Source organism: Amycolatopsis echigonensis (assembly GCF_014174495.1).
Taxonomy (GTDB): domain Bacteria; phylum Actinomycetota; class Actinomycetes; order Mycobacteriales; family Pseudonocardiaceae; genus Amycolatopsis; species Amycolatopsis echigonensis.
Map to the genome: position 1 here is coordinate 13,793 of NZ_JACJHR010000057.1, position 12,762 is coordinate 26,554.

Sequence of the window (12,762 nt, forward strand, 5' to 3'; positions counted from 1 at the left end):
TCTCCGGCTCGGCCGCCGATGACCGGGGCGGCCGAGACCTTGAATTCACCAGATTCGTGAAGGCGGGTCAGTGCGCTCCGTCCAAACAGGACGGGCAACCCGGCAGGCGTGCACCATGATGGAGGAACCTTTCGTAGCGGGCTTCTTCCTCGAGCGGTGCGGGAAGGTCTGCGGTCAACAGCGGCCGCTCCGGGAGCGCGTCGAGATCTACCAGCGCGCCGTCCTTGATGACCGCGTGGATGCTCTCGTAGTTCTTGGCCCCCTGCAACGGATCCGCGTCGAGCACCACCATGTCGGCGATCTTGCCCGCTTCGAGTGTACCGAGATCGTGGTCGACCTTGTAGGCTTCGGCGACGTTGCGGGTCGCCGCGTGCAGCAAGTCCATCGGCGACATGCCCTTTTCCTCCATGGCCCGCAGCCAGAGGAAGTGACCTGTCGCCAGTCTCCCGAGAGCTTCGTCCTCGGGCAAGCCGTTCCAGGTGCCCTTGATGAGCGGCTCCCGCATGACCTCCGGCGCGAAAACGCCTCCGTCGTTGGCGAGCAGGATCTTCGCGCCGGAGCTCACGAGATTGCGGGTATTGGCATCCGCGGCCTTCCACATCGTCCATTCGGGGTCCGAAATGGACTGCTTGAGGATGGAAAGGCCGTTGTCCGTCAAGGGAAAAATGACGGCACAGCAGTTTCGCCGCGTGAACAGGTCGAGAGTCTCCTCCGGGATCTCAGTGGGCCCGGTCATGTTGCAATGCTGGATGAGGTCGCAACCGGCCTCGATCGACATTCGCAGGCCCTCGACCGTGGAAGTGTGCGATTGCGCGGTCAACCCGGCGCGATGGGCTTCTTCGACGATGACGCGCTGCGTGCGCTCCGAGAACTGGATGAAGGCGCCGGCAGCCGTCGCGCCGTGTTCGTTCGACGCGTATTTGACGAAATCGACACCGCGTTCGAGGTACTTGCGAACCTCTTCGCCCACCGCCTCGGGGGTCAGCCACATCAGATGCCGGCCGGTGTTTTCCACCCACGTCGCGTTCACCCGGTCGACGAGGTGAGAGGTCCCGATCCCCGGGACCCTGCCGTCGAAATCGCCGGAGAACGGGCCGTCGAGCCCGATGATGTTGCCGGCGCAGCGAATCCGGCTGCCCGCGACCTCGCCCCGGTCGATCTTGTCGCGAACCGCGATGAGCGCGCGCCGGGGCCCCCAGGAGTCGAACACCGTCGTCATTCCGCTTTTCAGGGCGACCTGGGCGGCCTCGGTGATCAAATCCTCGTAACGTCCTTCGTAACGGACGAGTATTTCCAGGAAGATGCTGATGAGGAGGTGCACGTTGGCGTTCATCAGCCCGGGGATGACGAACTTTCCGCTGAAATCCACGGTTTCGGCGTCTGCCGGGACCGGGAGCTCGGCAGGCCTGCCGATAGCCGCGATGCGATTGTTCTCGATCAGGATCGCCTGGCCGTCGAGGGCCTTGTCGGAAACACCGTCGATGACGGTCGCACCGGTCAGCAGGAGTGCCATCGTCTTCCTTTCCTGACTTCGTTGTCTGGCAATGTCATGACCCGGCAGGCACCGTTCAGACTTCCGGAAATACGGTCGGAAGCGTCGCGGTGCTCTGCGCGACCGAGTATGCCTCGGCGACGCGCTCGGTCACCGACGGATCGCCGCGCGTCTCGAGCACCGGTTCGGCGGCCTGAGCACCTTCGCGAGCCGCGCGACTGAAGCGAATCGCTTCGGCCCAATCCGACAGATAGGTCACGTCGGCGTGGACTGGCGGCTCCAGCGAGAACGACGCGCCCGCCTCCCGGTCGAAGCGCAACGTCCAGTACACGGTGCCACCCGGTCCGTCGCTCAGCTCGTAGGCGATCGCGTAGTCGCGGTCCAGCCGTGCGCACGCGGCAGCGACCTCGGCCGAGTCGCCGAGCAACTCGTTCATCCGGTCGATGTGTTCCTGGGACATGAAGATCAGGTCGGCCAACGTTGCTCCCAATCATCGGCGATGAGAGCCGTAGCGTATGACTGCGAGTCCCGCGCGGCTCTGTACAAAAGTCGCGAGAACACGGCGGTGCCCTCGACATTTGTCGATACGACGCGCTGTCGTCGCGACGGGTGCGCCGTCCGCATGCACGCGTAGTCGCCCTTCCTGGTCGGGAGTCGCTGCTGTCGTGCCGATGACCACCGTCATTCGTTGTCGGCGGACCGGTTCGGCCGCGACAGTTGTCTATCGCGGAAGGAGGTGTTCGCCGAGCACGATCGGCAGGACCGCGAATGCGAGGAAACGGCCCCGTGAGGCAGCGGGCACCGTCAGGGAGGACATGATGAGCGCGGAAATCGGCGCGGATGCCGTGGTGGTGGGCGCGGGGGTGATCGGCTCGGCCGTCGCGCTGGAGCTGGCCAGGGCGGGACGCCGGGTGGTCGTGGCCGACCGGGCGAGCGGGGCGGGCCAGGGCTCGACCAGTGCGTCGAGCGCGGTGATCCGGTACAACTTCTCCACCCTGGCCGGGGTGTCGGCGGCCTGGGAGGCGCAGTTCTGCTGGTCGGACTGGGCCGATCATCTCGGTCACGACGTCGGGGACCTGGCCCGGTTCGAGCGCAGCGGCCTGGTCGTGCTCGACGTGGACGTGGTGCCGCGGTCGGGGTGGGTCCCGCTGCTCGACGAGGTCGGCGTTCCGTACGAGGAGTGGGACGGCGCGACGCTGGCGCGGCGGGTGCCGGGCATCGACACCGGGCGCTACTGGCCGCCCAAGCGCATCGACGACGAGGAGTTCTGGTCCGACGCCACCGAAACGCTGGGCGGCGTGTACACCCCGGATGCCGGTTACGTCACCGATCCGCAGCTGGCCGCGCGGAACCTGGCGGCCGCCGCGGCGAAGGAGGGCGCGGAGTTCCGGTTCCGGGCCGCGGTGACCGGGATCGAGTCGGCGGACGGCCGGGTGCGCGCGGTCGTGCTGGCCGACGGGACGCGGATCGCGGCGCCGGTGGTGGTGAACGCGGCCGGGCCGTGGTCGGGGAAGCTCAACGAGCTGGCCGGGGTGGGGGAGGACTTCACCGTCGGCGTGCGGCCGATGCGGCAGGAGGTGGCGCACGTGCTCGCGCCCGAGGGCTACCACCCGGCCGGCGGCGTGGGGCCGGCGGTGGCCGACATGGATCTGGGCACCTACTTCCGCGGCGAGGTCGGCGGCGGGCTGCTGGTCGGCGGAACCGAACCGGAATGCGATCCGTTGCAGTGGCTCGACGATCCGGACGAGGCGAACCCGAATCCGACCATGGCCGTGTTCGAGGCGCAGGTGACGCGCGCGGCCCGGCGGCTGCCGGGAATGCGCGTGCCGAACCGCGCGCGCGGCGTGGTCGGGGTCTACGACGTGGCCGACGACTGGACGCCGATCTACGACCGGACGGGCCTGCCGGGGTTCTACGTGGCGATGGGCACCAGCGGCAACCAGTTCAAGAACGCGCCGGTGGTGGGCCGCATGATGAGCACCCTGATCGAGCAGGTAGAGGCGGGAGCCGACCACGACGCGAACCCGGTGCAGTACAAGGGCGTGCACACCGGGCTGCGGGTCGACCTCGGCGCGTTCTCGCGCAAGCGGGAGCGCAACGCGGGCAGCTCCGGAACCGTGATGGGCTGACCTCCGTCCATCGTGGACGGTGGTAGCGTCGGTGTCCGGCGCGCGGCCCGGGAAGCGATGGGTGCTTATGTTCGACGGTGATCTTCAGTCCATTGTGGACGATCTGGCCGAGCGCCTGCACCGCTCGGTGGCCATCGACGACCCCTCGATCCGGCTCCTCGCGGCCAGCCGCCACTTCGGCGACGAGGACCCGGTGCGGGTCAGTTCGGTGCTCAACCGGGCCGTGGAGTCCCCGATGGTCGACCGCCTCCTCGCGCTGGGCATCGCCCGCTGGACCGCGCCCGGCGTCGTCCACGTCGAGGGCACCCGGCCGAGACTGTGCGCGCCGGTGCGATGCAGCGGGATGCTGCTGGGTTACCTGTGGCTCATCGACGAGCACGGAGTGTTCAGCGAGGCCGAGCTGACGGCGGCTGCCGAGGCCGCGGCCGCCGCGGGCACCGTGCTCTACCGCGGGCTGCTGCTGCGCGAACGGACCAAGGCCCGGCACGAAGGCATCCTGCGGGAACTCGTCTCGCCCGACACCGCCGTGCGCGCGCAGGCGATCGAGGACCTGCGCGCCGAGCAGCTGTTCGACGAGGACCGTGCCCACTTCACCGTCCTCGCCGTGCAGTGCCGCACGGCCGCGCCGCCGCAACAGGTCGCCTTCGAGGCGGCCATCGAGGACGGCGTACGCGCGGTCACCGACGACGTGGCGCTGATGGTGGCCAACCCGTCCCGCGGCTGGATCCTGCTCGTCCAACGGCAACCCCCGGCCCGCACGCTGGTCGAGTCGGTGGCCGAGCGGATCACCAGCCGGTTTCAGCGGCTCACCGACCGCGACTCGCGTCCGGTCTTCGGTCTCGGCGGCACGGTCACGAGGCTCGACGCCGTGCTCACTTCGCATCAGCAGGCGTTCCTGGCCGCGCGGGCCGCGCTGCTCCTGCCCGGCATCGGTGCCGTGGCCCGCTGGGGCGAGCTGGGACCCTACGAGCTGTTGCTGAAGCTGCCGATGGACGACCTGCTCAGTACGGCTCAAGTGCCGGCGCTGGCGGCGATCGAGCGAGAGGACGGCCATCACGTCCTGCTCGACACCCTGACCGAGTTTTTCGATCGCGGCGGCAACATCCGGCGCACCGCCGACTCCCTGCACATCCACCGGGCCACGCTGTACCAGCGGCTCAAACGGGTCGAGCAGATCACCGGATACAGCCTCGACAACGGCGACGACCGGCTCGCGCTGCACCTGGGCCTCAAGCTGCGCGCCATCGCCGCCGCGTACCGCCGCCAGCTCGGCGACTGACGCGTCAGCGCGCGGCGCGACCCGGTGCGAGGCGGGTCTTGAGCCCCTCGATCACCGTGGTGACACATCGGCGGAAGGCCTCGTCGAGGTCATCCTCGGCTACGTCCGCGGCGAGCGCCCGCAGCGGGGAGTCGTGGGGCACCCGCAGGTCGTCCGCGACCGCGGTGAGATCTGCCTTGCCGAGGCGCCCTCGTCTCGCGGATATCGCGCCGCCGATGGCACAGGAACCAATGAGCTGCCCGGCGTCGGCTGCCTGGTTGATGGTGAACCCCGCATCCAGCAGAACCGCCAGCAACGCCTCGCTGAGGGGCGCGAACATCAACGACGCCCCGATCGAGAGCACGTCGAGCGTGTTCGCGTAGTCGATGAAGTGCCCCCGCAGGACGAACGCGGCCTCGACGACCCATTCCTCCCAGGAACAGGCGTCGCGCGGCGGGACGTCGAGCCGGCGCGACGCACGGCCGACGAGCTCCGACACCAGCTCGGCGCGGGACGAGAAGTAATGGTAGATCCCCGCGTGCGTGACGCCGAGCGACGACGCCAGCGCCGGTATCGAGAGATCTTCCGGAGCGAACTTCTCCGCGGTGGCAAGGATCTGTTCCCTGCTGATCGTCGGTTTGCGGCCGCCGCGGCGCCGACGAACAGACGGGGGGCCGTTCTCGATGTCTTGACTCGCCATAGCACCCAAGGGTACATAACCTTCATCTGTAAGTTACAGATGAAGGTTGAAGCGGGAGGGCTGGAAATGGCTCAGGACTACCCTTTGACGCGTCAGGTCGACGAGGTCGCCGGTGTGCCGGGCGCGCAGGTGGACGATCCCTACCAGTGGCTGGAGGAAGACTCGCCCGAGGTCGCGGCCTGGCAGGAGGAGCAGAACGCCGTCAGCCGAGCGCATCTCCACGCGTGGCCGCATTTCTCCGAGGTCCGCCGCGCGGCGCTCGAATACTCCGGACCCGACTTTCAGTCGATCGAGAACGGTGCGCCGATTTACGCGGGCGGTTTGTGGTTCAGCATGGGCACGTCCGACGGCGGGGCACACGCGGTTGTCGTCGTGGCGGAAGCACCCGGTGAACCGGTCCGGTGTGTCCTGGATCCGCGATCGGTCACCGGTGACGACACCGCGCTGCTGGCCGGATTCAGTCCCTCTCCGGACGGCAGACTGCTGGCGTTCTGGGTCTCGAGCCGCGGGAGCGAGCACGTCACGCTGCACGTCGTGGAGGTCGAGACCGGCCGCGAGCTCTCCCTGGGGCCGAGCCTGGTGTACGACGGGAGCGTCGCCTCGGCGGCCTGGCTGCCGGACAGCTCTGGGTTCTTCTGCAATCCGCTGACGGACGATCCCGGCCAGTTCGTGTTCCGGGTGGTGCTGCAGCGGATGGACGGCACCAGGCAGGTGGAGATTCCTTCGGTCGACGGGACATTCGTCAATCTCGCGGTCTCGGCCGACGGTTCGCGCGTGATCGTCAACGACCCGGTGGCCCGTAAACCACTCTTCGTCCGGGACATGGAGTCCGGTGCCTGGACGCCTCTGCTGCGGGGGATCGAGGGAGTCTTCAGCGGAGTCGTCGTCGGCGAGCACTTCTACGCGGTGACGAGTGTCGGCGCGCCGCGCGGCAGGCTCGTGAAAATCCCGCTGGCGTCCGCTGATGACACGAGCACCTGGGCGGAGCTGATCGCGCCGTCGGACGCGGTCCTCATCACCTGCCTGTACCGGGGCGACGCGCTCATCGTGCACGAGCTGGTCGACACCTACGCCCGAGTGCGGCTGCTCGCGCTCGACGGGACCGACCGCGGCGAGATCGGCCTGCCCGCGCCCGGATCGGCGGGATCGATTTTGCAGCTCGCGATGGGCGATCGGCGGCCCACGGGTTCGACCTACGTGTTCCCGTTCGAAACCTTCGATTCCTCACGCGCCTGGTACGCCTACGACGTAGCGGCCCGGGAGTTGCGGCAGCTGACCGTGCCGCAGCGGCGGATAGCCGGTACCACGACACGGATTGAGCGGTGCCTCGCCGCCGACGGCACGCCGCTGACCTACCATCTCGTCCACCGTTCGGATCTCGACACCTCGCTTCCGCATCCGGTCCTCGCGCACGGTTACGGCGACGGGCGGGCACCCTGGCTGCCGACGTTCGCCGGCATTTTCCAGCCCTTCATCGACGCGGGCGGCATCTACGTGCACCTGAATCTGCGTGGTGGCGGCGAGTACGGCGAGGACTTCTTCCGCGCCGGCACCATCCCGAACAAGGCCAACACCTTCCGCGACGCGCACGCGATCGCCGAAGACATGATCGCGAAGGGGATCAGCGAACCGCGGCGGATCGGCGTTGTCGGGGAAAGTTCCGGCGGTCTGCTCGCCGGGGCCGTGGCGACCCAGCGCCCTGACTTGTACGGCGTCTGCGTCCCGCGGGTGCCGATGGCCGATCTCCTTCGCCTGGCTGAGGAACCCTACGGCCTCGCGGCCGTGCGGACGCTGTGGGGCGACCCGACGACGGTCGACGGAGTGCGAGCCTTGCTGGAAATCTCGCCGTACCACCTCGTCCGGGAAGGCGTGGCCTATCCGGCCATGCTGGTGGAAGCGGGGGATGCCGACCATCGGTGCCCGCCGTGGCACGCGCGCAAGCTCGCCGCCCGGTTGCAGAACTCGACTTCGGCGGAGCAGCCGGTGCTGTTGCGAGTGTGGAGCGACACCGGCCACGCTTCGGGCATCGACCCCGCGGTGCGCGCCGAGCAGGTCGCGGAGTTCATCTCGTTCGCGATGATGACGTTCGATCTCGAGCCGGGCGGCGGTCGCCGATGACCCGCGACGATCGTGCGGCGTCCAGCGGAAAGGACGCGACCGTTGTCGATTCCCGGGCGGTCACCTCGGCGTTTACGTTTGCCCGCATGACGCGACACAGTGATCCGGCTCACCCTCTGGCTGACGAGTTGTGGGCGCACCTGCGGCGTACCCGGCCGCAGTTCGCGCTGCAGGCGGGCGAGCCGGTCATCCAGCTGCCGCGCGGCACCCATGAGGAGGCGAGCGAGGCCGCCGCGCTGGGCCGCCGGCTGCTGGCCGGGCTCGGCTCGCGGTCCGATGCGGACACCTCGACCGCCGCCGTGGTGCGCGAGGTGGCCGCCACCCTGGCCAGCGGCGACGAGGACTACTGGTGGAGCTTCCCGGTCGCGCCCTATCAGACCTACGAGTGGACGTTGTTCGGCCAGCAGGTGTTCCGTCCGTTCACCTTCGCCACCGGCGACGACGTGCGGCGCTACTTGTCCCTCGCTAGTGACTTCACCCGCGCCGTGAAAGCCGCCCGTGCCAAGCTCGCCGGTCAGGCCGAACGGGGCATCCAGCTGCCACGTCCGGCCCTGCCCGGCTTCCGGACCGCCGTCCGCGCGCATCGTGCCGCCGCCTCGGAGTTCCTGCGGCCAGCGGAGTCCCGGGTGGCCGGGCTCGATGCCGCCGCGCGCGGGGGCCTGGTGGACGGCGTGGACCGGCTCATCGCCGACGAGCTGCTGCCCGCGTTCGACGCGGTGCTGGCCTATCTCGACGGACCGGGCGCGGACAGTGCGGTCGAGGGCATTGGACTCGGCCAGTACCGGGGCGGCGCCGAGGCGTACGGCAGGCTGGTGCGCCAGTACGCCACCTATCCCATCGAGCCCGCCGACGTGCACGAGCTCGGCCTGGCCGCGGTCGAGCAGCTGACCGGGCAACTGGCCGAGATCCGCCGTGAGGCCGGTTTCGAGGGCGACGAGACCGCCTACCGGGCCCGTCTCGCAGCCGACCCGCGTTTCCACGCCCGCGGCCCCGAGGACGTCGCGGCGACCTATCGCAGGCACATCGCCGCCATCGAACCCCTGCTCGGGCAATGGTTCCGGGTACAGCCGCGGGCGGAGTACGGCGTGCAGCGGCTCGACCCGGAACTGGAAGCGGGCATGACCTTCGGCTATTACGAGCCGCCCATCGCGACCAATCCGGTCGGCCGTTACCGCTTCAACGGTTCCGGCCTCGCCGATCGCGCGCAGATCTCGGCCACCGCGCTGATCTTCCACGAACTCGTGCCAGGGCACCACTTCCACCTGGCGCGACAGGCCGAGGACGACACCCTGCACCCGTTGCAGGCGCAGGGCGCGGCGGATGCGTTCGGTGCCTACACCGAGGGCTGGGCCGAGTACGCGGCCTCGCTCGGCTTCGAAATGGGTCTCTTCGACGATCCGTGGGACCGCTATGGCGCCTGTCTGCACCAGCGGTTCGTGGCGCAGCGGCTGGTCGTGGACACGGGAATCAACCTGCTGGGCTGGTCCGAGGACAAGGCCCGCGCATACATGTCGTCGGTGACGATGGAATCACCGGCGCAGGTGGCTTCGGAGATCCTGCGCTATGGCACCGATCTTCCTGCCCAGTCGCTGTCCTACCGGCTGGGTTTCGAGAAGTTCTGGCAGCTGCGCCGTACGGCCGAACGGGAAATGCGCGGCCGGTTCGACGTACGCGAGTTTCACGAAACCGTGCTCGGCCACGGCAGCCTTCCGCTCACGGCCGTCGAGCGCAACGTGCACACCTGCCTGAGCCGCTGACCGCGACCGGAACCCGGTGCCGGGAACCCGGCCTGATGCGCGAACCCCCGTATGCCCGCCAAGTTCGTTCTCCTCCGAGGAGGCTTTCAATGTCGAAATCCCCGCTCACCATGGAAAAAGCACCGCGAACCGGGTCTTTCGCCGCGGGTGTCCTAGGTGCCGTCATCCTCGTCTACAGCCTGCTGGAGTCGATGCTCGCTCCGGCGCTGCCGATGATCCAGCAGGGCGTTGGCGCGTCCACCGCCGGGGTCAGCTGGGTTTTCACCGGGCTGTTGCTCTCCGGCGCGGTGTGCACGCCGCTCATCGGACGGCTCGGCGACATCCGCGACAAAAAGGTGGTCTTCCTCGTCGTGCTCGGCGTGGTCGTGGCCGGAGTGTTCCTCAGCGCCGTCGCCACGTCGATCGTGGTGCTCGCGGTCGGCCAGGTGCTCCAGGGCGCCGGGCTCGGCTTGGTTCCGGTGGGGATCGGCATTCTCCGGGATACGCAGTCCGACGGGACGGCGCGGACCGGCACCGGGCTGGTCATGGGAATGTCCGCATTGGGCTCGGCCGCCGGTGTGCTGGTCTCCGGCCCGATCCTGACGGCGCTGCCCTACACCTGGCTCTACTGGCTCCCGCTGATCGCACTGGTGCTCCTCGGCCTCGTGGCGGTGCCCGTCCTGCCGGCCACCCGGCCCAGCGGCGACGGCAAGGTCGACTGGGCAGGCGCGGCCCTGCTCAGCGCCGGGTTGTTCGCGGTGCTCATCGGCCTCACCCAGGCTCCCTCGTGGGGCTGGTCGTCGGCGAAGTTTCTCGTGCTCATCGCGGTGGGGGTCGTCCTGCTGGCCGTGTTCACCGCGGTCGAGCTTCGGATCGACCGGCCGTTGGTCGATCTTCGCACCGGCGGGAAACCGGTCGCCGTCGTCTGCCTGGTCGCGTTCGCGGTCGGCTGGGCGACGTACGCGGTCTACCTCGCACTCCCGACCATCGTGGCAGCGCCTCCGGCCGTCGGATACGGGCTCGGCGAGACAGCGACCACGGCCGGGCTGTTGCTCCTTCCCCTGGGAGTGGTCGGCGGTCTCTCCGCGGCCCTGACCGGGCGGCTGGAACAACTGCTGGGCAGCAAGACCTTGATGGTCCTGTCCTGCGTCCCGGTCGTGGCCTCGTCCGCGATCCTGTTCCTGGCCCGCCACGACGCCGTTGTACTCGCCCTCGCAGCGGGGCTGGCGGGACTGGGCGTCGGCATCGGGCTGACCCAGGCGATCAACATCGTGTCGTCGTCCGTGCCCGCGGAGCGGCTGGCCAGCGCCATCGGTTTCGTCCTGATCGTGCGCACTATCGCGGGGACACTGGGCGCGCAGGTGTCCGGCAGCGTTCTGGCGAGCGACGTCGTCCCGGGCACGCCCTTGCCGACATGGTCCGCCTTCAGCTCAGCCTTCGTCATCGCGACTGTGGTTGGTTTGCTCGCGGTCGCTGCCGGTCTGGCTCTTCCCAGGCGTATCGCCGCCGCTGTATGAGCAGAAACGCTTGTCTGTCCGGCAAGAGACGACCGGATCGTCCGCCACGAGCACCGGGGCGGACGATCCGGCCGCAGTGAGCGGGAACCGTTTTGCTTGGCGGCTTCGCCTGAGGCACTGGCCGCTGTGGACGGACGGTGTGCCGGATCGCGGGCCGATGGTCGTCGCCCGTCACGCCTGACGCCCCTCGCTCTACGGGTGCGGTGATGGCGTAGGTGGAGCAGGCGTGGCGGGTGCGTTATCGCGAGCGGGCGGCAGTGTCGGATTTCGGGTCGCTGCGGGGCTGCGACCGGGTATGCCGGGAAGAAGCAGACCGATTGACTGGTTCGGAAGGCGTCCGAGCGACGGGACCGGGCAAGGCCGATTTCACTGATCGTGTCCCACATAGATGGTCTTGGACCAGGTGTAGAAGTCGGTTGCCGTCGGCCCCTGTTCCCGGAAGGTGTTGGAGGACGAGCACTTCACCCCGCCGAAGGGCACGTTGAGGTCGAGCCCGGTGGTCGGCCGGTTGATCTTCACGACACCGGCTTCGGCGTGTGCGGCGAAGTGGTGGGCGAGCGTGAGGTCGCGTGTGCACAGGCCTGCGGTAAGGCCGTAGGGGGAGTCGTTCACCAAGGCAAGGCCCTCGTCGTAGTCGTCGACCTGGATCACCGCCACAACCGGGCCGAAGACCTCGTTGCGCGCGACGTCGTGGTCGTGTGCGACGTCGGTCAGCACAGTGGCCGACAGGAAAAGCCCGTCTGCCTTTCCGCCCGTCGCGACGGACGCGCCCTGTTCGCATGCCCGCTCGATGGCGGAGAGATCGGTGTCCAGCTGTGCCGCGCTCACTACCGGTCCGATGGTGGTGCCTTCGGCCAGACCGTCGCCGGGGGAGAAGCGCTCGGCTTCCTTCACGAGTGCCTCGGTGAAGGCCGCTCGCACGCCCGGCGTGCAGTAGACGCGCGAGGTCGCTGTGCATGCCTGGCCGGTGAGCCCGAACGCGCCCGCGGCGACCGTCCGGGCCGCGACTGCCGGATCGGCATCGTCGAGTACCAGGTACGCGTTCTTTCCGCCCATTTCGAGCTGGACGCGCGCTCGCCGGGCGGACAGCGTCTGGTGCAGCCGCAGTCCGACCTCGGTCGACCCGGTGAAGGACAGCGCGCGTACCCGCTGGTCGGCGGCGAGCGCGGCACCGACCACGGACCCCTTGCCGTGCACGATGTTCAGCACTCCGGCCGGTAGGCCGGACTCCACCAGCGCGGCCGCGAGGTGGGTGGCGGACACGGGAGTCAGCTCGGCTGGCTTGAGCACGACCGAGTTGCCGCTGACCAGTGCCGGGGCGAGCTTCCACGCGGGGATGGCGATCGGGAAGTTCCAGGGCGTGATCAGCCCGACCACGCCGAGTGGTTCGGGCCGGGTGAACACGCTGGTGTCGGGTGTGCTGCTGGGGAACACGTCGCCGGTCCGCTGCCAGCCGTGCGCACCGAAGTATCGCAGGACGTCGATGGCCCGGCGCACCTCGCCGCGGGCCTCGGCCAGGGTCTTTCCCTCCTCTCGCACCAGATCGGCGGCGACCGTCTCGTGCCGCGAGCGCAGCAGCTCGGCTGCGTCGAGGAGGATCGCGCCGCGAGCCGGAGCCGGAGTGGCCGCCCAGGCGCGCCGCGCGTCCTCCGCCGCGGAGATCGCGGCGTCCACAGTGGACTCGTCGCCGGCGGGCGCGCGGACGGCGACTTCGCCGGGGCGCGCCGGGTTGTGCCGGTCCCGAACCGGGTCGCCGGTCCACTCGCCGCCGATGAGGTGTTGCACCGTGGTGGTCATGAGGCTCCTTTTCCG

Annotated in this window: 9 protein-coding genes; 5 read left to right on the plus strand and 4 right to left on the minus strand. The window is 69.2% G+C overall.

What is annotated here, in order from left to right; all coding sequences use genetic code 11:
• Positions 1-67: 67 nt before the first annotated feature.
• Positions 68-1,513 (minus strand): amidohydrolase family protein, encoded by a 1,446-nt coding sequence (locus tag H5411_RS31340; RefSeq protein ID WP_101434061.1) that lies wholly within the window; start codon positions 1,511-1,513, stop codon positions 68-70.
• A 55-nt stretch (positions 1,514-1,568) separates the two neighbouring features.
• Positions 1,569-1,970: a hypothetical protein gene (locus tag H5411_RS31345; RefSeq protein ID WP_101434062.1), complete on the minus strand. Its 402-nt coding sequence runs from the start codon at positions 1,968-1,970 to the stop codon at positions 1,569-1,571.
• A gap of 340 nt (positions 1,971-2,310) precedes the next feature.
• Between H5411_RS31345 and H5411_RS31350 the strand changes: the two genes are divergently transcribed.
• A complete protein-coding gene (locus H5411_RS31350) occupies positions 2,311-3,621 on the plus strand; it encodes an NAD(P)/FAD-dependent oxidoreductase (RefSeq protein WP_244194477.1) in 1,311 nt (436 codons plus the stop codon).
• Between the two features lie 67 nt (positions 3,622-3,688).
• Entirely contained in the window at positions 3,689-4,900 is a 1,212-nt protein-coding gene (locus tag H5411_RS31355) for a PucR family transcriptional regulator (RefSeq protein WP_101434064.1), read from the plus strand.
• 4 nt (positions 4,901-4,904) lie between these two features.
• On the opposite strand, the gene H5411_RS31360 is transcribed toward H5411_RS31355, so the two are convergent.
• Entirely contained in the window at positions 4,905-5,579 is a 675-nt protein-coding gene (locus H5411_RS31360) for a TetR/AcrR family transcriptional regulator (RefSeq protein ID WP_143271340.1), read from the minus strand.
• 66 nt (positions 5,580-5,645) lie between these two features.
• Here H5411_RS31360 and H5411_RS31365 point away from each other — a divergent pair, with 66 nt between their 5' ends.
• From H5411_RS31365 to H5411_RS31375, 3 genes are all read left to right on the plus strand, one after another.
• Positions 5,646-7,697: a prolyl oligopeptidase family serine peptidase gene (locus tag H5411_RS31365; protein ID WP_158242437.1), complete on the plus strand. Its 2,052-nt coding sequence runs from the start codon at positions 5,646-5,648 to the stop codon at positions 7,695-7,697.
• An 86-nt stretch (positions 7,698-7,783) separates the two neighbouring features.
• The gene (locus tag H5411_RS31370; protein ID WP_183125903.1) at positions 7,784-9,454 is read left to right on the plus strand and encodes a DUF885 domain-containing protein; all 1,671 of its coding nucleotides are present in this window, start codon (positions 7,784-7,786) and stop codon (positions 9,452-9,454) included.
• An 89-nt stretch (positions 9,455-9,543) separates the two neighbouring features.
• On the plus strand, positions 9,544-10,950 hold the full coding sequence (locus H5411_RS31375; protein WP_220817752.1) for an MFS transporter: 1,407 nt from the start codon (positions 9,544-9,546) through the stop codon (positions 10,948-10,950).
• 366 nt (positions 10,951-11,316) lie between these two features.
• Here the strand turns inward: H5411_RS31375 and H5411_RS31380 are convergent, their stop codons facing one another.
• The gene (locus H5411_RS31380) at positions 11,317-12,747 is read right to left on the minus strand and encodes an aldehyde dehydrogenase family protein (RefSeq protein WP_101434067.1); all 1,431 of its coding nucleotides are present in this window, start codon (positions 12,745-12,747) and stop codon (positions 11,317-11,319) included.
• Positions 12,748-12,762: the final 15 nt, after the last annotated feature.